Here is a 22,599-nt window from a genome sequence, read left to right as displayed (position 1 = left end):
TGCATTGAGTGCATCTGTTTGGCGCTACTCGATTGGGGGGGCAAGCAGAATCCTGGTCGAAGGTTTTCCTGTCGCTTGTAGGAAGTTTCCTAGTTTTGTGCGGGGGGTGGCGAAATGTGAAGAATTGGTGCATGTTTGATCTGGAAACATTTCAAGTGTTGCCTTGGGGGAGCGGTAGTTGCTGGCAATGAATTGAATTCCATTGCAGTTGCCAATGGGCCTGAAATGGATCGTTGTCAGTGATGTCACTTTCGTCGAGGCCGTTTCCAGTGGCTTCAGGAGGAGTTATGGCTTCAGGCAGTTTTCAAAGTGAGGTGCCGAGGGCGCGCGTCAATATTAAACTTGATCTTCATACGGGTGGGGCCCAGCGTAAGGTTGAGCTGCCGCTTAAGCTCATGCTGATGGGGGATTACAGTAACGGAAAAGAGCAGCGTCCGCTGTCCGAACGGAGCAAGGTTAATGTCAATAAAAATAATTTTGACAGTGTGCTCTTGGAGTTTTCACCGAGCCTCAAACTGGTCGTTGAAGATACGCTGGCCAGCGAAGGTGGAGAAACGCCTGTTGAACTGAGTTTTCAGCGGATGAAGGACTTCGAGCCCGAACAGGTCGCTCGACAGATACCCCAATTACGTGCGCTGCTGGCGATGCGCAACCTGCTGCGTGAGTTGAAAGCCAATCTCTTGGATAACGCCACGTTCCGTGCCGAGTTGGAACGCATACTGAAAGATGAAGCGCTGAGTAATGAACTGCGTAAGGAACTGGCTGCCCTTGCCCCTCAAGGCGGATGCTAGAAAACCATCATCTCTACAGACGGGAAGCTAACAAATGTCCGAAGAGCAATCCTCTGCGCAATCGCGTGGCGCCACTGTGCGGGTGGAAGACAGCCAGAATGTCTATCACACATTGTTTGAAAAAATAAATCTCGAACCCCTTGAGCAGATGGGCGGTATCGACGCCTACCAGAGTGTGGATGTTCTGTCTGAGGCAACACCCAATCAGCGTGTTACTGCGTCTGTAAGTGTTTTTCTTGAGCGGCTCAAGCAAGTCTCCCCGAAAGTGGAGCGTCTGGACAGGGCCCTGCTGGACGAACACATTGCCTCGATTGATGCCCAGATCAGCAGTCAGCTGGACGAAGTGATGCATCATCCTGACTTTCAGCGTGTAGAGTCGATCTGGCGTGGGGCGAAGTCGTTGATCGATCAGACGGACTTCCGCCAGAACGTCCGCATCGAGTTGTTGGATATCAGTAAAGAGCATCTGGCCCAGGACTTCGAAGATGCGCCCGAAATCGCTCAAAGCGGCATGTACCTGCATACGTATACTCAGGAATACGATACGCCGGGTGGTGAGCCTATTGCGGCGGCGGTCTCAAACTACGAGTTTGGCCGTGGGGCGCAAGACATTGCACTGTTGCGGAATATCTCGAAAGTTGCGGCCTCCGCTCATATGCCATTCTTGTGCTCGATGGGCCCTGCGTTCTTTGGCAAGCAAACAATGGAGGAGGTCGCCGCGATCAAGGATATCGGCAACTACATGGACCGTGCTGAGTACATCAAATGGCACGCTTTCGCTGAAAGCGATGATGCCCGCTATGTCGGCGCCACATTGCCCTGTACGTTGGGGCGACTGCCTTACGGGCCTGATACGAGTCCGGTTCGGCTGTTTAACTATGAAGAGCGAGTCAAGGGGCCGGATCACAGCAAGTACCTCTGGGTAAGCTCGACGTTCGCGTTTGCAGCCAATATGGTCAAAAGCTTTATAGCCAATGGTTGGTGCGTACAAATTCGAGGGCCGCAATCAGGGGGTGCTGTAACGAATCTGCCGATCCATCTCTATGACATGGGTACGGGCAGTCAGGTCAAGATTCCTTCGGAAGTGATGATTCCGGAAACCCGCGAGTTTGAGTTTGCCAATCTTGGGTTGATTCCGTTGTCGTACTACAAGAATCGCGATTATGCGTGCTTTTTCTCCGCGAACTCAGCGCATAAGCCGGCGATCTATGACACACCTGAGGCCACGGCCAACAGTCGTATCAACGCTCGGCTGCCTTATGTCTTCCTGCTTTCGCGCATCGCTCACTATCTGAAACTCATCCAGCGGGAGAACATCGGCACAACCAAGGATCGCCGCCTGTTGGAACTGGAATTGAATAGGTGGATCAGCGGCTTGGTTACCGAAATGACGGACCCCGGCGATGACTTGCAGGCGTCTCATCCGCTGAGGGAGGCAAAGGTGGTTGTCGAAGATATTGATGACAACCCAGGCTTCTTCAGAGTCAAGCTGTTTGCGGTGCCGCATTTCCAGGTTGAGGGTATGGACATCAACCTGTCGTTGGTTTCGCAGATGCCCAAAGCTAAATCCTGACGGCGAACCCGGGAGTTACTAATCGTGAAGATCGATCGGCCTATGTGGGCGTCCGGTGTGGTGTTGTCTGCGCAGCAGTTTCAGCAGCAGGTCCGCTTTGAATCGTGGACCAACCAGGCAGTTGCTTCCTTGGCATGGGTTCATCCGTGGGGTATTCGCGCAGTCGCATTTGATGCGGACGCACTGCAGCTAGGCAAACTCCTGGCCACTCGGCTGCAGGTGTGCATGCCCGATGGAACGCTGATTGACACGGATCGATTGGATCGGCTTCCCAGTGCCCTGGAACTGTCCCGGGCGCTGCCTGACGACAGTCAAGCGGCAACGGTGGTGCTCGCTTTGCCGCTGGAACAGGCCAATGGCAACAACTGTCTGTTCGAGGGTGCCCGAGTTGAGCGCCCGGTCAGATACCGCCAAGTGTGGCGGGATGTACAGGATCACTATACCGATGAGGTGCAGTCAATCAGCGTACTCGAACATGCACTGAGCTTGCGCCTGAATGAAGATGACAACGCAGACTACCTCACCTGCCCAGTGGCACGCCTTGTCCGGGATGGGCGGGGGCGTTGGGAAATTGATCAGGATTACATCCCCCCGTTGCTGAGGTTTGATGCGCACGCTGGATTGTTACTTCAGCTGGATAACTTGCTGACCCAGCTGTCCTCCAAACGTGAGCGGCTGATGGGGATGCGTCGCGAGAGCAACCAGCGCATGGCAGATTTTGCTGTCGCTGATGTGACATTGTTCTGGTTGCTCAACGCGTTGAATACCTATCAGCCGGTGCTGGCAGACCTTAAAGCACACCCTGCTCGGCATCCGGAGTTGGTGTACCAGCAGTTGGTGAAATGCGCGGGGGCGCTGTTGACGTTTTCGTTGGACCAGAGTGTCGAGGACATTCCTGCCTATCAGCATACGCACCTTGAGTCTGTTTTCCCGCCGTTGATGCGTACGCTCTCCACATTGCTGGAAGCGAGCCTGCCGTCACGTGTGCTGGCTTTGGTACTCGAAGCGCGCAGTGCCAACCGATGGCAGGTGGCCCTGAACGATCCTCGTTTGCTTGAGCCAGACGGGGCTGACTTTTACCTGTCGGTGCGCTGCCGGCTGCCAGCCGTGCAAGTGCAAAGCCAGTTCCCACGGCTGTGCAAGATCGGCTCGCCTGATGATGTGGACTATCTCGTCAATGCAGCACTCGATGGCGTGCCCTTGAAACCCCTCAGCCATGTGCCTGCGGCGATACCGCTGCGTTTGGAAAACCAGTACTTCGCACTGGATCTCGGGCATGAGAAAGGGCGTGCCATGTTGGAGGACGGCGTATGCGCGCTCTATGTGCCGAGCGTGTTCCAGGACGCCACACTTGAGCTGTTCGCGGTGCTGCGCTCATGAGTCTCGCTCAGCAGAAACCCGGCACAGCCAAGGTGGATATCGACGCCTTGTTACAGGATACCTACTTGCTGGTGGTCGAGTTGCGACATGGCACAGGTGTGCACAGTAGCCCGGAACTTTGGCCGCGTTGCGTGGCGGATGTCGAGCATGTTCGGGCCTCTCTTCAGGAGGAGGGCCTGGATCGCCATAGCATCGAGCTTATCAGCCATGCGCAATGTGCCTTGCTGGATGAGACAGTGCTCGCTTGCGCCGAAGGTAAGGCCCATGAGGACTGGGCAATGGAGACCTTGCAGGCCAAGTTTTTCAGCAGTCATCAGGCGGGGGAATCGCTTTATGAAGACATGCGCACCGTGCTTCGGGAGGCCTCTGCACACCCTTATGTCTTCACGGTCTTTCAGCGGGCGCTGATGCTCGGTTTTCGGGGGCGCTACCGCGAAGTGAATCATCCAGAGCGGCAGCAATTGTTCGCTGCAATCGATGCGCATGTACCGCCCCTTGACACAAGTCAGTCCCTGGTCACCCAGATAGGGCCTACTTCACACCTCCCGATGTGGGGTTGGCTGCAGTCTCCTCTGGTCCACGTGGTGGCCGCATCTGGCCTGCTGATAGGCCTCTGGTGGGGGCTTGACCATACGCTGGGTGAGGCAGTGGCCTCGCTCCTGCCGGTGCAGGGGTGAGCGAGATGCAGCTGAGACAGGAGCAGGGGCTCTGGCTATGGGCCGGAACGTTGTCCTTGCTGCTCATTGCCACGCTTCCGCTTGCTGTTGAGTGGCAGCTCACGATCGCCGTGGTCGTCACGGGCGGAGTGTGGGCAGCATGGCGCCGAAGCAGGCGGATTGCCGGCGGCGAGGGACATGAACTGCAGTGGAGCAAGGGCACTAGCCTACCTGCAGGATCCTACCGCCATCCGGTTGTCTTGGTGGTAGGCGATTGTCTGGCTGAGCTGTTTGGTCCGTTACCCGCTGAGCAATGGGCATTGCGGGTAACGGGGGAGGGTTGCTATGTCCGGGTGCCCGACGCGCAGAAGCTGCCCACGACGATTGCCAGCCTGTTGCTGCAAAGGCCCGAATGGAATGAACAGCTGAGTGTCATGTGGGTCGTGGATCCCTCCGTCCATACAGATGTTGCAGTGTTGGCGAATGAACTGCGCAATGTGCACCGTCAGATTGTGAGGTTGCGCGAACGTGGTAGCCCACTGTCGCTGCTGGTGGTGGGGTTTTTCCAGAGCACTTCGCAGACCTCGGCCTGGTTTACCTGGGCAAGCGCCAAATCGAGCGTGCAAGTGCATGAATCAGGTATGTGCATGAGCCTGGCCGAATGGCAGGGTTGGAGCGCGGATCCTGATCTCCGGGCTGCTCGACTGCGAGACACTGTGCAATTGAGCGCTGCTGCTGGCTGGTTGAAAGCTCTCTGTATGTCGGAAATGCGCGTGCGGACTTCTCGCCAGGAGATCGCGGCCACCGCCTTTGCCCTTGCATGGACACCCAATTCCAGCGAGCGCCCTGACAACAACCTATGGCACCGCTGGCTGCAGGAGCGGACTGGGCTGAGCTTTGACCAAGGTACGTCTGATGATGCCTATGCTTCATTGCCGTTCCCTGACGCTCTGCTCCATTTGCTGCCTCGCAGTGCTCAACGTAATAGGCAACACAGAGCGGTGCTGGTGGGGGGCTGGCTGTTTGTGTTGGCAACCTCCATCGCGTTGGTAAGCTCTGCATGGCAGAACACATTGCTGGTACGCCAGGTCACCGAAGACTTACGGCGCTATGCCACTGCTTCGGTGAGTGCTGAGCCTGACAAGGGTCTCCAACGGGAGGGCGCGCTGGCAGTGCTTCGTCAGGATGCCGAGCGCTTGGACCACTATTACCGCCAGGGTGAGCCGTGGTCGCTGGGCCTCGGCTTGTACCAGGGCGAAAAACTGCGCCCGTCATTGCTGGCGGCCATCAACGGCCACCGTATCCCGAGGATGCCTCAGTCTTCGCCTGCCAGCCCTCAAATGGTTCGCTTGGACAGCCTCTCGCTTTTCAGCAGTGGCAGTGCGCAGCTGAAGGCGGATTCAACCAAGGTCCTGGTCACTGCATTGGCGGGCATCAAGGCCCAGCCAGGTTGGCTGATTGTGATCACGGGGCACACGGACGCTACCGGCAGCGACGAACAAAACCTGCGTTTGTCGCGAGCACGTGCGGCCGCGGTACACGACTGGATTCAACACATGGGCGACATCCCCAGCAACTGCTTCGCGGTGCAAGGCCTGGGAGCCAGCCAGCCAGTTGCAAGCAACGACACGGAACAAGGACGGTCGGCCAATCGCCGAGTTGAGATTCGCCTGGTGCCGGAGGCGGGGGCTTGCCTGTCCTCGACTGCGGCTTCTGGCCTGCAACCCCAGTCGCATTCCGCGACCTCCAACACTTGAAAGAGGATTTTCTAAATGGCTATTCCTGTTTACCTGTGGCTGAAAGACGATGGCGGTGCCGATATCAAAGGCTCGGTGGATGTTCAAGATCGAGGTGGGAGTATCGAGGTCGTCGCTCAGGATCATAACTTGTACATTCCGACTGATAACAACACTGGCAGATTGACCGGTACGCGCATCCATACCCCATTCCTTTTCACCAAAGAGATTGATGCGTCTTCCCCGTATCTCTATAAGGCCGTCACAACCGGTCAAACGCTCAAGTCGGCGGAGTTCAAGTGGTACAAGATTAATGATGCCGGCCAGGAAGTTGAGTATTTCAATACCAAGCTGGAGAACGTGAAGGTCGTTCAGGTTGCACCAAAAATGCACGACATCAAAGATCCTGAGAAAGAAAAGCACAACCATTTGGAATCGGTCGAATTGCGTTACGAAAAAATCACCTGGACATTCAAGGATGGAAACATCATCCATTCGGATTCCTGGAATGAACGTACTACCGCCTGATGGAACTTGGCCGTCGGTCTGTAATTGCTGACGGTCCCCAGTGTATTGGGTTGAGCGTCCGCGTGCGGGCGCTCAGCCAAGTACACCAAGGTTTCAGATACGTCCACTGATGACGTTACGTTGACCATTGACGACAAGGATGCCCTGTATGGCACATGATCCTACCCGCTTGCTCCGCCGTCTCAACGCTTATTGCACCCAGGCACTGACGGCGGCAGCGTCTTTGTGTCAGGCACGTGGGCACAGTCATATCAGCATTGAACACTGGTTGTTGAAGTTGTTTGAGCAAGGAGAAGGTGATCTTGTGGTCATCGCCCGCCGTTATGGGTTGGATGTGGATGCCCTTTGGCAAGGACTGCTTGAGTACTTCAATACCTTGCCGCGCAGCGTGCTCAGCAAGCCCCAACTAAGCCTCGAAGTGCAGCAACTGATCAGCAGCGCCTGGCTACTGGCATCGATGGATCGCGACTGTGAGCAATTGCGCTCCGTGCATGTGTTGGCGGCCCTGATTGAGACACCGGACTTACTCAAGTGCTCAGCCGCTTGGCCTCTATTGGGTATAGGTTCAACACAACTGCAACAGGTGGTAGCCCTGCTTGAATCGGATTCGGAAGAAAGGCAGTTGGTGCAGACTGTGTCGTTCAACCCCGCGACGGGACGGACGGCCAAGCCTACAAGCGCTGCGGATAGCGATGTGGCGCAGCCAGCGATCCTCGATCAGTTCAGCCATGATGTAACCGCCAAGGCCGCAGCGGGGCAGATCGATCCAGTCTTCGGACGTGACGATGAAATTCGTCAGGTGATTGACGTACTGAGCCGTCGCCGCAAGAACAACCCCATCCTGGTAGGAGATCCCGGTGTCGGGAAAACCGCCCTGGTCGAAGGACTTGCTTTGCGCATTGCCAGCGGCGAAGTCCCGGATAGCCTGAAACCGGTGAGTATCCGTACGCTGGACTTGGGGCTGCTTCAGGCTGGAGCCGGGGTCAAAGGTGAGTTCGAGCAGCGGCTCAAGAACGTGATCGATGCCGTCCAGCAATCGGAAACACCCATCCTGTTATTTATCGATGAAGCGCACACCCTGATCGGTGCTGGCAACCAGCCGGGGGGCGCTGATGCCGCAAACCTGCTGAAACCTGCCTTGGCGCGTGGCGAGTTGCGAACCATCGCTGCCACGACCTGGAGCGAATATAAGCAGTACTTCGAGCGCGATGCTGCGCTGGAGCGGCGCTTTCAGATGATCAAGGTGGATGAGCCGGATGATGCCAATGCTTGCTTGATGCTGCGCGGGCTCAAAGCGCGTTACGCCACCTATCACGGCGTGCACGTTCAAGACGCTGCAGTGCAGGCGGCGGTTAGTTTGTCCCGGCGTTTTCTGACGGGGCGCCGCCTGCCGGACAAAGCGGTTGACCTGATAGACACCGCGTGCGCACGCGTTCGTATGAGCCTCGATTGCGAGCCGCAGGCGCTGGTCCAGCTGAAGTCGCAAAAGACGGCCCTGACTGCAGAGCGAACTGCGTTGGAAGAGGATGCACAGCTTACTGGCAGGCTGATGGAGCCTCGTTTGGCGAAGATCAACGCCCAGCTGGTTCATCTCGAGAGCCAGCAGGCTGCGCTGGAGCTGCAGTATCAACAAGAGCTTGAGCTTACCCGTCAGTTGCTCAATGTTCGTCAGGCCGAGCAGGTCGATACAGCGGCCTGCGCGAAGCTGCAACAGGAACTGAGCTACGTACAGGGGAGTCGGCCGCTCCTATCGCTGGACGTGTGTGCCCGCAGTGTGGCTGAAGTGATCGCCGACTGGACGGGGGTGCCCCTTGGTAGCTTGCTCAAGGACGAACATGCCAGCTTGTTGAACCTGGAAGATCAGTTGGCCGAACGCATTGTTGGGCAGGACTCGGCCCTGCTTGCACTCGCTCAACGGCTACGTGCCGCGCGAACAGGGTTGACGAACGACAACGCGCCGATGGGCGTTTTCCTGCTGGTCGGCACCAGTGGCATCGGCAAGACGGAAACAGCACATGCCCTGGCCAGTAGCCTGTTCGGCGGTGAGAAGTCGCTCATCACGCTCAACATGTCCGAGTACCAAGAGGCGCACACCGTCAGCCAGCTGAAAGGGTCACCGCCTGGTTATGTTGGCTACGGCCAGGGTGGTGTGCTTACCGAGGCCGTTCGCCAGCGCCCCTACAGCGTCGTGTTGCTGGACGAGGTCGAGAAAGCCCACCGAGATGTACTCAACCTGTTCTACCAGGTTTTCGATCGTGGCTTCATGCGCGATGGTGAAGGCCGAGAGATCGATTTCCGCAACACGGTCATCCTGATGACCTCCAACCTCGGCAGTGATCTGCTTCAAGGTTGTGTGGAGCGACAGCCAGATATCGAGGACGCCGCGTTGCACGAACTGTTGCGGCCCGTGCTGCGCGCGCACTTCCAGCCTGCACTGCTGGCACGTTTCCAGACATTGATTTTCCGCCCGCTGGACTCCGGTGCGCTCAGGCGCATTGTCGCGATCAAGCTCGACCAGGTTGCCAGGCGTTTGCAGCGCCATTACGGGTTGCAGTGCGAAGTGGACGACTCACTTTACGAAGCCTTGGTCGTCGCCTGCCTGCTACCCGATACCGGCGCCCGCAACATCGACAGCCTGCTGAACCAGCAGATTTTGCCGGTACTTAGCCAACAGCTACTGCAGCGCCAAGCCCATGGCCAGCCAGCTCAAACGGTAACGCTTGGGTTCTGCGAAGACACCGGCATCAGTTTGAGCTTTTCGGATGAACACGACGCGGCGTTGTTGGCTGCCGAGAGGGCTTGATCATGGCTAAGCCTTTACTAGGTCCCACCCACAACCATTACACGCTTGAAATCGATGAACTGGATGACGTCGAACTCGATGTACTGTCGTTCAAAGGTGAGGAATGGCTCAGTCAACCGTTCATGTACACGGTGGCGTTTACCTCTCCCGCGCAGGATATTGATGTCGCCAAAGTCCTCGGGAAGGACGCCAGTTTTCAGATGGGGTCGTCAGAGCAGACACCGGCCAATGCGATCTCTGGGGCGGCGTCACGCACGTTGCATGGCGTGATTACGGGTTTCAAGCGCCTCTCCAGCTCCAAAGATGAAGCCCGTTATGAGGTGACCCTGCAGGCTCGCTTGGCGCTGCTCAGCCGTGGCAAACAGTACCGGATTTACCAACATCAGTCGGTTCCGGAGATCGTCGAAAGCATCTTGCGCAGCCGCCACCAGTTTGAGGGGCAGCACTTTCTGTTCGACCTGCTACGCGAATACCCCAAGCGTGAACAGGTCATGCAGTACGGTGAAAGTGACCTTGCCTTCATCAGTCGCCTGTTGGCAGAGGTGGGCATTTGGTACCGCTTCACGCACAACGACAAGCTGTTTATCGACGTTGTCGAGTTTCACGATCACCAGCAACATTATCAGTTCGACGTCAGTCTGCCGCTCCGCCCCCTGTCTGGCCTGACCAGCAACGGCCAGGATGGCGTCTGGGCGCTGCAGGTCAGCCATGAGGTGGTGGAGCAGCACATCAACGTTCGCGCCTATCACCACCGCGATGCGGCGGCTTTCCTGGAGGGGGACGTGGATCATAGCCGGGGTGCGACGACCACGTACGGGGAGGGCTACCACTACGGCGAACCCTATACCGCGCTGGGTGACGCAATTGCCCAGGATGAGGACCTGGAAAGCGAAAGTGGCTACTTCTACGCGCGCCTGAACCATGAACGCTTCCTCAACGGCCAAACCCGCTGCAGTGGCATCAGCAGCAGCGTGACACTCGCCCCAGGGCAAGTGGTTACAGTAACTGAAGGGGCACCGCAGGTCTTTGAGCCTGGGGTCGTCATGACGCATCTGACCGTCGAGGCTGCACGGGACCGTAGTCTGGAAGTCACCTTCGAGGCGATTCCCTACTCAGAGTCGATATGCTTTCGACCTCCATTGCCGAACAAGCCGCAGATCGCCGGGACGGTACCAGCGCGGGTCACCAGTACCCAGCAGAACGATCCTTATGGCCACATCGACCTGGAAGGTCGGTACCGTGTGAACTTCCTGTTCGATCGGGACAGTTGGAAAGCGGGCGAGGAGAGTGTCTGGCTACGGCTGGCGCGACCTTACGCGGGCGACACCCATGGCCTGCACCTGCCGCTGATCTGCGGCACCGAAGTGGCGGTGGCGTTCGAGCAAGGCGACCCGGACCGGCCCTACATCGCGCATGCCCTGCACGATAGCCAGCACCCCGACCATGTCACGCTGCGCAACTACAAACGCAACGTGTTGCGCACACCCGCGAACAACAAGTTGCGCATGGACGATACGCGGGGGCAGGAGCACGTCAAGCTCAGTACTGAACACAGTGGTAAGAGCCAGCTCAATTTGGGGCATTTCGTGGATGCTAACAATCAAAAACGTGGTGAGGGTTTTGAGTTGCGCACCGACGGTTGGGGGGCGATCCGTGGTGGCAAGGGATTGTTCATCAGCGCTGATGTGCAAGCAGATGCTGCTGGCGAAGCCCTCAACATGGAACGCGCCACCGCTCAGTTAGAAAGTGCGGAGCGACAATTGACCCAGTGGCACAAAATTGCACAGAACCATCGTAGCCACCAGCCTGATGTCGAGGGTTTGAGGCGGTTCGAGGCTCAGGCAGAAAACCTCAAAGGTTCCGCAATCTTGATTAGCGCACCTGATGGTGTTGGGACCGTGACGCCGGCAAGTCTGCTCCTGAAAAGTGGTGAAGCTCTCTATGCTCAAACTGATGAAGAGCTCAACTTGGCTGCAGGCACACGGCTCTTTGCCCACTCCGGCCAAGGAATTTCTCTCTTGGCGCAGCTGCAGGGCATGCGTCTGGTCTCTGGCAAAGGTCCGCTGGAAATCGAGTCGCATGGCGACTTGCTTAATCTGATTGCTCAGCAAGACATCACCCTCCAGTCTGTGGAGGGCCATATCCAATTGACGGCCAAAAAGGGCATTACGCTTGGCTGTGGTGGTGGTTACATCCGTATTACTGAGCAAGGCGAAATTCAGATTCATAGCCCGGGGCTGATCAGTCTCAAGGGCAAGCACAGATTCAATCCCCCTGCTGGTGAATCCTTCGAGCTGCCTGAGTTGCCGGGAACAGTGTGCAAGGAATGCTTGAAGAGGGCGCAGGCCGCTGCACAGGGCTTCGTACTCAGGGAGGCCCAAGTATGAGCACACAAGCGTGCACCACGTGGTTCAACCTTCTGCTGTGCGCGTGCGAGCAGGCACAGACCACCTATCTGCATGTGATCATCGACCAGGCTGGTTGCGAGTCACCGATGCGCCCCAGTGTGCTTAGCGTGGACCGGCTGCTGGATTGTTACTCCCTGTTCACTGGGCTGCCTGAGGAAGGTGCCGAGGATCTGGCCCCCCTGCTGGTGCGGGTTGATTTGAGAAAGCCATTGCAGAAGCAATGGTTTCTCGGTTTGCTGAACGCCACCCAAGGTCTGCCAGTGTTATTGATCTTGGCGTCTGATTGGCCCTTTCCAATACTCGCAGAGCACCTTGGTCGCTGCATTGAGGCACTCAACGGAGGGTGCCTGGGGTTACTGCGTTACTACGATCCGCGGCTGTTTCCCTTGCTGTTCAGTCACGTACTGACGCCCGAGCAGCAGCAAGCATTGTTACAGCCCGCTCTGTTCTGGAGTTGGCTTGACCGCGATGGCACGCCCCAGCACCTGTTTGGAACAGCGCAAAGTCCAGTCATCGACGACTCGCTCACGCCACTTGAACTTAGTGACAGTCAGATCGACGTGCTCTGTTGTGCCAGTGATGCTACCGCAGCAATGGCTAGTCTCGCTGCGGAACTTCCCTGCGAATGGGGAGCGGAACAGCGTTTCTGCGGTTGCTATAGCGGGATGTTGGCCGCCAGTTCGGCGGGTCTGCTGACAAGCAGTCAGCGCGAGGCACTTACCCTGGAGCAGGTGCGCAAGAGCTGGGTAAGCGAACCTGCAATTGGGGAAAAACATTGAAGGCAAGGCGTCCGCTGATGGGCTGAAGGGTAGTGGTTCTAGTCAGTCTCCCGCTCGCCCAAGCGGATGTTCCCGCACGTTCTATCGAGGCCCATTGCATGGCCAGGAGCCTAAGTCATGTCCAAAAAAAGCAAAACCTCCGTTTGGCTGCCGCCCCAGTTCCCGGTGCAAGGTCGCCTGCCCCAGCGTGTCGAGCAGGTGCAGCGCAACCTGTGGCTACGGCATAAGCCGGAGCGTGACCACCAGGATAGTCTGTGTCTAGTTGCCGGCTACCGATTGCCGCCGCCGTGCAGCAGGACCTTGCATATCAGCCTGTTCTTCGACGGAACCGGTAACAACCTGAACAACGACTTGTTCGAATCCGCCGTGCCGCACCCGACCAACATTGCCCGCTTGTTCCGCGCCACGATCGGCGCGGGCCATGTCGGCGGCACGGCCCACCGCAGCGGTCGAGCGAACGGCCTGACCGACGCGGCGGGCACTGCCAACGGTGATTACTACAAGTACTACATGCCTGGAGTGGGCACGCCGTTTCCGGAGGTAGGCGACCTGGACTACACCACCGAAGGCCTCGCGTTCGCTCTACGTGGCGAAGAGCGGATCAACTGGGGCCTGCTGATGATCATCGATGCGCTGCGTCGGGCGCTCGGGCTGCCGCGTTTGGACAACGCGGCGCTCAAGACCACCGTTAAAGCTATGGGGACGTTGCCCGGCACCGAGTGGATCAAAGGCCGGTTGAATCGACGCGGGAAGTTTCAAGAACAACTAAGTGCAATAGAGCGGACCTTGGAGATCGCTCTAGAGGGTACTTCGGCGGCTCAGCCCAAGCTGTTGGGAGTGCGGTTGTACGTTTATGGATTTTCGCGGGGCGCGGCCTCGGCGCGGGCGTTCGTTAACTGGCTGAATGAGTTGTTGGCGCCAGCTGAATCGACTCCGGGGCTCATCGTGGGGAAGCGGAAGCTGCCAGTCAGTGTGGAATACTTGGGGCTGTTGGACACGGTGGTGTCGGTGGGGCTGGCCGATATCGCGCCGGGGCCTACTGGGCATATGGGCTGGGGCGATAGTAGTCAGGCGTTGCCTTCGGGGGCTCTGCTCAAACGTTGCCTGCATATCGTCGCCAGCCATGAGCAACGGTTGAGCTTTCCGTTGGATTCTATCCGCCGGGAGGATGGCAGCTACCCGGCAAACAGCGTGGAGGTGATCTATCCCGGAGTGCATTCGGATCAGGGTGGAGGGTATCCGCCGGGGGATCAGGGGAAGGCTATTAGCTCGGATAGTCGGGTTGGGGATGGTTTGCTGCTTTCTCAAATCGCATTAAACGATCTCTATAGCCATGCGTTTGCTTACGGAGCTCCTTTTAAAGTTCCGAAAACGGTATTGCCTATGGAGTTGAGGGACTATTGGAGAGTTCTGGATCTGCAAAGTGAAAGAGAGTTCGCCATTGCCCCAGAGCTAATTCGTCGGTTCAACGCATGGAGGCAAGTAACCATTGAATTATGTTCTGCATCCGATCAACCGGAGCGAGGTCTAATCGAGCAGTATCAACCCCTTCCCGCCACCGTCTCCCTAGAAGACGCTCTGCGTAACCAGATGGAGTGGCTGACCGCTTGGCGTATCGATCGCTATGCCTTCCGCAGCTTGGAGGCCACGGACTTTTTCCGTGCCGCCACAGATGCATACAACACTGATGAAGCCCGACGAAATGCCGAAGTCGAGCGGAACCAAAAGCAGGCCGAGGTTATCAAGCGACGAGAGCTCCAACAGCGTCGCGGCGCCCCCAAAATGCCGCTGGAACCGGGCATCAAGGACTTCGACCCCGATAAGTCGAAGACTCAACTGCGCGAGGCCGCCGAAGAGTTCGGCAGGATTTACCGCGACCTCGACAGCGACCCCTACCTGACTTTTTTCCGACGTGCACGCTGGGTGAACATCCCCGCGCTGATTACCTACCTGAAGAGCGCCGACACGATCGCTGAACGCAAGCGTATGAAGGCTGGTGGGCGTGCCAAGGTCAGCCAGCTGTTTCCCCCTCCGCTAGGCCAACAAAACCATACCCGCGAAGACCACCGGGGCGAAGTGGACGAACTGCGCAACAGCGCGCAGCCCGAGGGCCTGCTACGCGCTCTGTTCGACGACCAAGTGCATGACTCACGCGCCTGGTTTCTCCATGCCGTGTTCAATGCTACCTACAAGGGCATACCGGTTGCGGTCGGACGGGAACCGTGGGGCAGCTACTTCAGTGAACGCATGGTGTTCTTCGGTGAGGCCAACCGTCGAGACTTGGTCCTGATACCCGCGCCAGGCATTCAGGCCGATAACAACGCGGCCCTTGCGCTGGGGAATGATGACTTTAGCGAGCCGGTAGGGCAGGACACCCAACGCCTGGCCAAGGCACAGAAAGAAATTGACGAGCAGTGGAGGTCGCACTACGTCAATGTGACGGGGGGGAAGGGCATCAATGGCTGATACGACTTGTCGGATTTTGCTCTGCATGCTCGCTGTCACGAGTGCGGTCACGAATGGGCTTATGCCTGTTGCATCCGCTAGCACCATCGAAGCCATCAACCATACCCACTGGGCGATCAATCGTTTCAGTGTGGATGGGCGATCCGGGATCGACATTATTGGTGCGCATCAGGGTGGCGGTGGTGGATGTTGCTACACCGTACCTGAGCAATGGAAGCCTGGGTCTACCGTGAGGGTTGATTGGGAAACTGGCGCTAGCGGCATGAGCGCTTTAGCTGACGAATATCCAGGGTTCGCTGATTGGTCTAAATATTTGGATTGGGTTAGCAAAGTCGAGGCTGAAAAACGCCAACACAGCAAACTCGTTCCCATCCCCGACTACACCAATCAGAAAGTCTGCGGCATCACAGTGCATTTTCTGCCTTGCGATGAGATTCAGGTCACTACCTCCTGTTACGCCTACGGCAGCCCCGAGTATCCGATCAAAACCCCGCTGCAATTGCCAGAGCCGCAGTCATGCCCTGCCAAAAGCAGTGACCGGCAGGAGGAGCAGTAATGCACGCGTTCATTAGAAAGGGTGACAGCTTACGGGAGGCAGGCGGCGAGGTGCTCGAAGGGCACAGAGGCGTGCAGCCAGTCAAAGCAAAACGTGCAGGCAAGTTCATGCAGCGCCGTGTATTGGACCTTGCCCTCGGCACTGTGGCGATGTTCGTGAGCGTTACGGTAGCCAGTGCGAGCAGCATTTATGGGGTCAACCACACCCATTGGGCAATCAACCGGTTCAGCGTCGATGGCCGTTCAGCCGTTGACATTATTGGGCCGTATCAAGGCGGCGGTGGAGGGTGCTGCTACACCGTTCCGCCGCAGTGGCGGCCAGGGATGACGGTACGGGTCGATTGGGAAACCGGAGTAGGGGCACAAAAGGATTTCCTGGATTTGCGGATGAGGCGAAGTATGACGCTTGGTTAGAACAAATCGAGGCACAAAAGCGCAGTCACCAGAAATTTGTCCCTGTACCTGACTACTCCGGCCAGAAAGTCTGTGGCATCACTGTGCATTTCCTTCCCTGTGATGAGCTTCAGGTCACCACTTCCTGTTACGGCTACGGTAGCCCCGAGTACCCGATTAAAACCGCGCTGGAACTGCCGGAGCCGCAGTCATGTCCTGCCAAAAGCACTGACCAGAAGGAGCAATAGTGATGAACGCCTTCATTAGAAAGGGTGACAGCTTGCGGGAGGCGGGCGGCGAGGTCCTCGAAGGGCACTATCTGTGCGACGGCCAGCCGATTGCCTGCCAGGGAGACGCTGTGCGCTGCAACCTGCATGGGCTGACGGTGATTGCCGAAGGCAGTGACCTCGTCGAAATCGACGGTTGCCCGGTGGCACTGCACGCTGACCGCTGTGCTTGCGGCTGTAGCCTAGTCAGTTCCATGCCCGATGTACTGGCTGCTTCATGAAGAGGACTACGGAGTTTGCACCCTATCCACTGGTGCCTGAGCCTCGCTATTGGCGCTGGTTTGCAGGGGCAGTAGGGTTGTTGGCATTGCTCGGCATCGGAAGGGCCCTGCCGCCCTCCCTAGTTGCACCGCACCTTTTCGCCTTCACGGTGGGAGGCATGTTGCTCGCAGGCATACTGGCATTCTTGTTTCATGTGCTTTATTTCCGATTCAACCGCCACAACGCCCAGTGCTATGGCGAAGCGGTGGAGCGGGAACAGCGGGCCTGGTGGGCACAGCATCGCCAGAAAGCTGCGCTGGTCGAGTCGGTTCTGCTGAGTGCTTCGTGCAGTAGCCCGGAGGATCTGGACGGCTTGCTAGACCCTTCGAAGCAGCCACCCGTGGCACGGGAGACGGGTGAAGGCTTCGCGCTTCGTTTGCTCCAGGTGTTTGGACGCGACGCGAAGCAGCGGGAGCAAGAACTGGCAACGCTGCTCGCACTGAAGTGGGGAGTACAGCGTGGCACCGATCAGCGCTTGACCCCATCAAGCTGTTACTGGCATGGCTCGCAGGCAGCCTGGCGTGCATTCGTCGAGCAGATGGCGCAGTGCTGTCCTGATGTGCACCTGCCTGAATATCCTCAGACATGGGATGGGATTCTTAGCCTTGACGCGATCATCGATCAGTTGCAAAGGGTTCCTGATGGTGCGCGTGTGCTCTGTGCCGGTTGTCAGAGTTCCTCACCTGATCGTGCAAGTTCTTTGCCGGCAGGCGAGGCCGCAGTGCTATGGCTACTTGGCGCTGAAGGAGACGTGGCCTTTTCTCGTGGCGAGTGGTTCTCGCAGGCAGACGATGACCTGGCGACCGTTGCCCAACGGGCCGTTAAGCAAAGCCTGCTGGAGGCTCCGGCGCAGATCTGCTTGTCGTTCTCTCAGCCTGACGTACCTGGGCTGGCCACAATCGGCTGGAATGCTAAGACCAACGTTCAGGACGCCAATTTTGGCGCGTTGAACCAACTTGAAGCAATGGTCGTGCAGACCCTCGCCGCTTGGTACGTCAAGCAGCATGGCGTGCCCTGCGCATGGCTGGCTTCAGACCCTCATTTCATCTTGACCCTTGGAATTGTGCGGCCCCATGAATCAGGTAGCTGAATCACAACAAGTATCTGCTTGGCGAACGGTATTTTTACTCGCTGTAATGATGGCTGTATTTGTCACCGCCTGTGGGGCGGCCTGGTGGTTATGGGCAGGGCAGCCGAGCAGTCGGACTTCACTCGTGGACCTGCTCTTCAAGGGGCTGATTTCTTGGGGACTGCTTTTCGTAACATCGGTGCTCGTATGGCGGGGAGTGCTGCACGGGATCCGGGGGCTTGTGCATCATCCTAGGGTGCACCCGACTGATCTGGAGGTCGAGGCTGGATTCCCGGATGTGAATGCCCAAATCCAGACGCATTTACGGCAGCACCATGGTCAGTTCTGGCGGCGACGAGTCCGGTTGTATGTCGTTGTTGGTGAGCCAACCGAAGTCGAAGCGGTCGCCCCCGGCCTGACGCGCCAGCTGTGGCTGATGGGAAAGGATGATGTTCTGCTCTGGGGGGGAAGTGTACAGACCACTATCGATAAAGCCTTGATAGAACAATGGTGCACGCTAGGCCACAGAGGAGGGCTGCATGGCACCATCTGGGTGGTGAACCAAGCTCAGTACAGCGATAGCGCCTCTTTTGGCGGCATTGTCAACAGGTTACAGGAGCTGGCCCGGCTATTAGGCTGGAGTCTATCTCTGCATGTGTGGCAGGTCTGCGACAGCGACTGGGCACAGCCAGCCCGTGACGTGCGGGGGGTGGGCTGCCAGTTATCATCCCGGTTCACCGCAGTCCAACTGGCTGAGTGTCTAGGTAACTTGCAACAGCAGCTGCGCGAGCAGGGTCTAGCGCAGATTCAAGGTCAGACAGCTCACGACTTTCTTCTGCGGCTTGCTCGTGATTTGCAGGTTGACGGTGCTGATCGATGGTATCGCGTGCTCAAGTCCCTCTCAGGAAGGGCCATACGAGGCGTCCAGCTTCGTGGTTTGTGGTTTAGTTTGCCAGTTCATAGGTCAGAATCGGCGACGGCAATCGAACACTACTGGCCTGACGACCCCGCTTGGTCTGGAATTCTCAACGACCGTTCGGCTCGACCTCGCAGATTTGGTTGGAATCCGCTGAGAATCGTCTACACCTCCGCGCTCGGGCTTGCAGCTGTCTGGGGCATTGGCTTGTTGGTTTCATTCACCAGCAACCGTGTCGAAGTCGGCCGAGTGGAAGCTGCGTACCGAGCGCTACAACAGCCCGAGGCCGCTAGTGATCCAGCGCACGCCCTGGCCGAGTTGGTTCGTGAATTGTCCCGTCTGGACTACCGTGGCGAGCACGGAGCACCCTGGTATCAACGCTTTGGCCTGAACCGCTCCAATGACCTGCGTGAGGCGGTGTGGCCGCTGTATGTCGAGGCCAATGACCGCCTTCTTCGGGGCCCGGCCGCATCCGACTTGGAGAGACAACTCACCGCGCTGGTCAAGCTCGCACCGGGTAGCCCGGCCCGCGCCGAGAGAGCGCAGCAGGCCTATGATCAGCTCAAGGCCTACCTGATGCTGGCCCGCCCGGAAAAGGCCGATGCAGATTTCCTGGTCGATAGTGTGGGTGCAAACCAGCCTGCCATGTGGCGGTTCTACGCTGAGCATTTGCCTGATCATCCGGAATGGGCGATCAAGGCCAATCCCAGACTGATTGGTCAGGTTCGCCAGGTGCTGCTCGGCGAGTTGGGGCAGCGCAACGCGGAAGCCGCGCTGTACCAGCACGTCCTCGACACTGCGGCGAACCACTATCCGCCCATGGGCTTGCAGCAGATGGTCGGTGACACTGATGCGACCTCCCTGTTCACCAGTCGCGAGCAAGTCCCCGGAGTGTTCACCCGCGAAGCTTGGGAGGGTCAGGTACGTTCGGCCATTGATGACGCCGCTAAGGCGCGTCGTGAAGAGATCGACTGGGTATTGAGCGACAATGTGGGTGATGTGGGGGGCGAGCTGAGCCCTGAGCAACTGAAAGCGCGGCTGACCGCGCGCTATTTTCGGGATTACAGCAGCGCTTGGCTGGCCTTTCTCAATAGCCTGCGCTGGCAGCAGAGTACCACTCTGCATGATGTGATCACCCAGCTGACGGTGATGAGCGATGCACGCCAGTCGCCTTTGATCGCCCTGATGAACACCCTGAGTTACCAAGGGCAGGCGGGTGTCCGTGGCCAGGCTTTGGCTGACTCACTGATCGAATCGGCGCAGAAGCTGGTGGGGCAAAAAGCAGCACCGATGGTTGATCAGCTGGCTCAAGTGCCTGGCGGCCCACTCGACAGCACGTTCGGCCCGCTGATGGCCTTGCTCGGCAAAGATCCCGAAGGCCGATCCGGCAGCGACCATTTAAGCCTGCAAGCCTTTCTCACGCGCGTCACCAGCGTGCGGCTGAAGCTGCAGCAGATCACCAATGCCCCAGACCCGCAGGCCATGACACAAGCGCTCGCGCAGTCCGTGTTTCAAGGCAAGGGCGTCGATCTTACTGACGCGCAGTCCTACGGCAACCTGATTGCCGCGAGCCTGGGCGCCGAGTGGGGCCCTGTGGCCCATGCGTTGTTCGTGCAACCACTGGCGCAGGCCTGGCAGCAGATCCTGCAGCCTTCATCGGCAGGCCTCAACCGGGATTGGCAGCGCGCCATCGTCGATGAGTGGCACGGCGCATTCGACAACCGTTACCCCTTTGTTGCCTCTAGCAGTGATGCATCCCTGCCCATGCTCGGGCAGATGATTCGCGCCGACTCCGGGCGCATCGAGCAGTTTCTGCACCAGCAGCTCAACGGGCTGGTGCGCAAAGAGGGGAGTCGCTGGGTGATCGATCCCCGCCAGAGCCAGGGCTTGCGCTTCAACCCGGCCTTTCTGGAGGCAATCAATCAACTCAGCCAATTGGCGGATGTGCTGTACACCGACGGCGGCATGGGCATGAGCTTCGAACTGCGGGGCAAACCCGTGCAGGACGTGGTGCAGACCAGCTTCGTGCTCAACGGCGAGAATCATCATTACTTCAACCAGCGTGAGCGCTGGCAGCGCTTTCGCTGGCCAGGGCAGGGTGACCACCCGGGCATCAGCCTGACCTGGACCAGCGTGCATGGCGGAGAACGGTTGTATGCGGACTACCAGGGTACTTGGGGTTTGATACGCCTGCTGGAGGAGGCCAATGTCACCCCTCTGGATGACGGCGACAGCCGTTTTCGGGTGGTGCTAAGTGCGCCGGACGGCCTCGGCCTGACGTGGCACCTGCGTACCGAGCTGGCTGAAGGCCCGCTGGCATTGCTCAAGTTGCGCAGCTTCCGCCTGCCCAGGGACATCTTCCTTGTGGACGATGCGCGTTACGCGCAGAACGGGGGCCCCCAATGACTCTGAAAAGCCTGGTCGCAAGCTGCCTGCCGGAGCGTGATGCCATCGCCTTGGCCCGAGAGTACGGCCAACGCTGGGAAGCCTGGTTGTCCCCCATCAGTGCTGACGCGCCTGTCGGTGAGGACCCTGGCTATGACGACGATTTTCAGCGCATGCGCGAAGAGGTTAACCGGCTCTCCGGGGCTGATGTAGAGCTGGTGGCAGAGCTTGGGCAGAGGCTGCTGCAACATGCTTGCAAAGACCTGCGCGTCGCTACGTACTACCTCTGGGCCCGCCTGCACACGGATGGGGAGCCAGGGCTGGCAGACGGCTTGAACCTGCTGGCCGCGTTGCTGGAGCGTTATGCTGCGGACATCCTGCCAACGCGTCCCAACAGCCGGAAAATGGCCCTGGAGTGGCTGTCCGGTAACCGGGTGCTGGCCAGCCTGTCGCTGTATCCCCAGGTGGTCAAGGCCGAGGCCCAGCGCACCGTGGCTGCACTGGTGTGGCTAGAGCAGGGCTTTGGCACCTGGCCAGAAGACCACCGGCCACGCTTGGATGGCCTTTACACCGCGCTGTCTGCCCGCCTGGCAGTGGCGGGCGGCGTAGACGCGATTGTTCCGCAGACCAGTAACGAATCAGCGCCGAACGACGCTGCCAGCAGCCCGAAGTCGTCGCCGATCAAGTCCGGGCGAGAGCTGCTGGACAGTGGCCGTCAGTTGGCGAACTACCTGCGTGACCAACCTGAGGGTTGGCTGGCCGCCCATCGGCTGATGAAGAGCCTGCGCTGGGACACCGTGCACCAGGTACCACCGCAGGACGCACAGGGCATTACCCGGCTGGCGCCCCCGCGCGGTGAATACCGTGCCCAGTTAAAACGCCTGCACGTGCAGCAACGCTGGAGTGAGTTGATCGACCAGGCCGAGCGGATGTATGCCGAGGGCGTCAACCATTTCTGGTTGGACCTGCAATGGCATCTGCATCAGGCCTTGAGCAAATCACCCCATCCGCACAGTAGCTGGGCAGCCATCGTCAAACATGACCTGAACATGCTGCTGCAGCGGTTGCCAGGGCTGGACATGCTGTATTGGAACGATGGCTCGGCCTTCGCGGATGAAGCCACACGCGAGTGGATCAACCAGCACGTCAGCGACAGCCGCTCCGCGCAATGGCTACCTGCTGCAGCCTCGGCAACCACCACGGCAACCTGCGAAATCCTCGCGCTGGAACCCGAGGCACTGGCGCAAGCCGATGCTGAGGGTGTCGAGCAAGCGCTGGCGTGGCTTGCAAACCGGCCCGATACGCAGGCCGGGCGGCAACGCTGGTTGCTGCGGCTGCTGATGGCCCGGGTGGCCGAGCAGTACGGCAAGGCCGAACTGGCCATTCATTTGTTCACTGAACTGGATACCACCGCGCACCACCACGCACTGACCGACTGGGAGCCAGAGTTGATCTTTGAGGTCAAGGCGCGGTTGCTCAAGCTGCTGCGTTTGAAAGCCCAGCGCAACGATGCCGATCGGCCAGCCCTGGCGCGGCAGATGGAGCAACAGCTGGCGGCGCTGGTAGCCATTGACCCGGTACGCGCTGCGGTGCTGTGCAGCTAACTCACATTG

General features: G+C 58.5%; 15 protein-coding genes and 1 pseudogene. All 16 read left to right on the top strand.

Annotation, left to right across the window (positions count from 1 at the left end; translation table 11 throughout):
• Positions 1-287: 287 nt before the first annotated feature.
• The 16 genes and pseudogenes from tssB to tssA all read left to right on the top strand — a co-directional run bounded on the left by tssB (position 288) and on the right by tssA (position 22,590).
• Entirely contained in the window at positions 288-791 is a 504-nt protein-coding gene (gene tssB / locus C4Q27_RS29085; protein ID WP_004576422.1) for a type VI secretion system contractile sheath small subunit, read from the top strand.
• Positions 792-825: 34 nt separating this feature from the next.
• Positions 826-2,364 (top strand): type VI secretion system contractile sheath large subunit, encoded by a 1,539-nt coding sequence (gene tssC / locus C4Q27_RS29080; protein WP_004576423.1) that lies wholly within the window; start codon positions 826-828, stop codon positions 2,362-2,364.
• Positions 2,365-2,388: 24 nt separating this feature from the next.
• The gene (tssK, locus tag C4Q27_RS29075; RefSeq protein ID WP_104887817.1) at positions 2,389-3,744 is read left to right on the top strand and encodes a type VI secretion system baseplate subunit TssK; all 1,356 of its coding nucleotides are present in this window, start codon (positions 2,389-2,391) and stop codon (positions 3,742-3,744) included.
• Entirely contained in the window at positions 3,741-4,421 is a 681-nt protein-coding gene (gene tssL / locus C4Q27_RS29070; RefSeq protein WP_104887816.1) for a type VI secretion system protein TssL, short form, read from the top strand. Before tssK ends, tssL begins: the two co-directional genes overlap by 4 nt.
• A gap of 5 nt (positions 4,422-4,426) precedes the next feature.
• Positions 4,427-6,157, top strand: coding sequence for an OmpA family protein (locus C4Q27_RS29065; protein WP_104887815.1), 1,731 nt, complete (start codon positions 4,427-4,429; stop codon positions 6,155-6,157).
• A 15-nt stretch (positions 6,158-6,172) separates the two neighbouring features.
• Positions 6,173-6,664: an Hcp family type VI secretion system effector gene (locus C4Q27_RS29060; RefSeq protein ID WP_104887814.1), complete on the top strand. Its 492-nt coding sequence runs from the start codon at positions 6,173-6,175 to the stop codon at positions 6,662-6,664.
• 148 nt (positions 6,665-6,812) lie between these two features.
• A complete protein-coding gene (tssH, locus tag C4Q27_RS29055; protein ID WP_104887813.1) occupies positions 6,813-9,467 on the top strand; it encodes a type VI secretion system ATPase TssH in 2,655 nt (884 codons plus the stop codon).
• Positions 9,468-9,469: 2 nt separating this feature from the next.
• Positions 9,470-11,854, top strand: a complete 2,385-nt coding sequence (locus C4Q27_RS29050; protein ID WP_104887812.1) for a type VI secretion system Vgr family protein — start codon at positions 9,470-9,472, stop codon at positions 11,852-11,854.
• Positions 11,851-12,654 (top strand): DUF4123 domain-containing protein, encoded by an 804-nt coding sequence (locus C4Q27_RS29045; RefSeq protein WP_104887811.1) that lies wholly within the window; start codon positions 11,851-11,853, stop codon positions 12,652-12,654. The genes C4Q27_RS29050 and C4Q27_RS29045 overlap by 4 nt, the downstream gene beginning before the upstream one ends.
• A 117-nt stretch (positions 12,655-12,771) precedes the next feature.
• The gene (locus tag C4Q27_RS29040; protein WP_104887810.1) at positions 12,772-15,120 is read left to right on the top strand and encodes a DUF2235 domain-containing protein; all 2,349 of its coding nucleotides are present in this window, start codon (positions 12,772-12,774) and stop codon (positions 15,118-15,120) included.
• A gap of 61 nt (positions 15,121-15,181) precedes the next feature.
• Positions 15,182-15,676 (top strand): DUF3304 domain-containing protein, encoded by a 495-nt coding sequence (locus C4Q27_RS29035; RefSeq protein ID WP_104887890.1) that lies wholly within the window; start codon positions 15,182-15,184, stop codon positions 15,674-15,676.
• 149 nt (positions 15,677-15,825) lie between these two features.
• A pseudogene (locus tag C4Q27_RS29030) lies at positions 15,826-16,316 on the top strand (DUF3304 domain-containing protein).
• Between the two features lie 2 nt (positions 16,317-16,318).
• On the top strand, positions 16,319-16,576 hold the full coding sequence (locus C4Q27_RS29025) for a PAAR domain-containing protein (protein WP_104887809.1): 258 nt from the start codon (positions 16,319-16,321) through the stop codon (positions 16,574-16,576).
• 158 nt (positions 16,577-16,734) lie between these two features.
• Positions 16,735-17,706 carry a hypothetical protein gene (locus tag C4Q27_RS29020; RefSeq protein ID WP_256599906.1) on the top strand — a complete coding sequence of 324 codons (972 nt, stop codon included), beginning with the start codon at positions 16,735-16,737 and terminating at the stop codon, positions 17,704-17,706.
• Between the two features lie 46 nt (positions 17,707-17,752).
• The gene (locus C4Q27_RS29005) at positions 17,753-21,007 is read left to right on the top strand and encodes an ImcF-related family protein (protein WP_177410048.1); all 3,255 of its coding nucleotides are present in this window, start codon (positions 17,753-17,755) and stop codon (positions 21,005-21,007) included.
• The gene (gene tssA / locus C4Q27_RS29000; protein ID WP_104887804.1) at positions 21,004-22,590 is read left to right on the top strand and encodes a type VI secretion system protein TssA; all 1,587 of its coding nucleotides are present in this window, start codon (positions 21,004-21,006) and stop codon (positions 22,588-22,590) included. Before C4Q27_RS29005 ends, tssA begins: the two co-directional genes overlap by 4 nt.
• Positions 22,591-22,599: the final 9 nt, after the last annotated feature.

This window comes from Pseudomonas sp. SWI36, assembly GCF_002948105.1.
Classification (GTDB): Bacteria; Pseudomonadota; Gammaproteobacteria; order Pseudomonadales; family Pseudomonadaceae; genus Aquipseudomonas; species Aquipseudomonas alloputida.
The sequence above is the reverse complement of the archived record's forward strand: the minus strand, read 5'-3'. Positions and strand labels throughout refer to the sequence as shown.

Coding starts and splice junctions, on each gene's coding strand:
- C4Q27_RS29025 (WP_104887809.1), top strand. CDS start 16,319: ATGAACGCCTTCATTAGAAAGGGTGACAGCTTGCGGGAGGCGGGCGGC.
- C4Q27_RS29060 (WP_104887814.1), top strand. CDS start 6,173: ATGGCTATTCCTGTTTACCTGTGGCTGAAAGACGATGGCGGTGCCGAT.
- tssA (WP_104887804.1), top strand. CDS start 21,004: ATGACTCTGAAAAGCCTGGTCGCAAGCTGCCTGCCGGAGCGTGATGCC.
- C4Q27_RS29020 (WP_256599906.1), top strand. CDS start 16,735: ATGTTGCTCGCAGGCATACTGGCATTCTTGTTTCATGTGCTTTATTTC.
- tssL (WP_104887816.1), top strand. CDS start 3,741: ATGAGTCTCGCTCAGCAGAAACCCGGCACAGCCAAGGTGGATATCGAC.
- C4Q27_RS29045 (WP_104887811.1), top strand. CDS start 11,851: ATGAGCACACAAGCGTGCACCACGTGGTTCAACCTTCTGCTGTGCGCG.
- tssH (WP_104887813.1), top strand. CDS start 6,813: ATGGCACATGATCCTACCCGCTTGCTCCGCCGTCTCAACGCTTATTGC.
- tssC (WP_004576423.1), top strand. CDS start 826: ATGTCCGAAGAGCAATCCTCTGCGCAATCGCGTGGCGCCACTGTGCGG.
- C4Q27_RS29050 (WP_104887812.1), top strand. CDS start 9,470: ATGGCTAAGCCTTTACTAGGTCCCACCCACAACCATTACACGCTTGAA.
- C4Q27_RS29040 (WP_104887810.1), top strand. CDS start 12,772: ATGTCCAAAAAAAGCAAAACCTCCGTTTGGCTGCCGCCCCAGTTCCCG.
- C4Q27_RS29035 (WP_104887890.1), top strand. CDS start 15,182: ATGCCTGTTGCATCCGCTAGCACCATCGAAGCCATCAACCATACCCAC.
- C4Q27_RS29005 (WP_177410048.1), top strand. CDS start 17,753: ATGATGGCTGTATTTGTCACCGCCTGTGGGGCGGCCTGGTGGTTATGG.
- C4Q27_RS29065 (WP_104887815.1), top strand. CDS start 4,427: ATGCAGCTGAGACAGGAGCAGGGGCTCTGGCTATGGGCCGGAACGTTG.
- tssB (WP_004576422.1), top strand. CDS start 288: ATGGCTTCAGGCAGTTTTCAAAGTGAGGTGCCGAGGGCGCGCGTCAAT.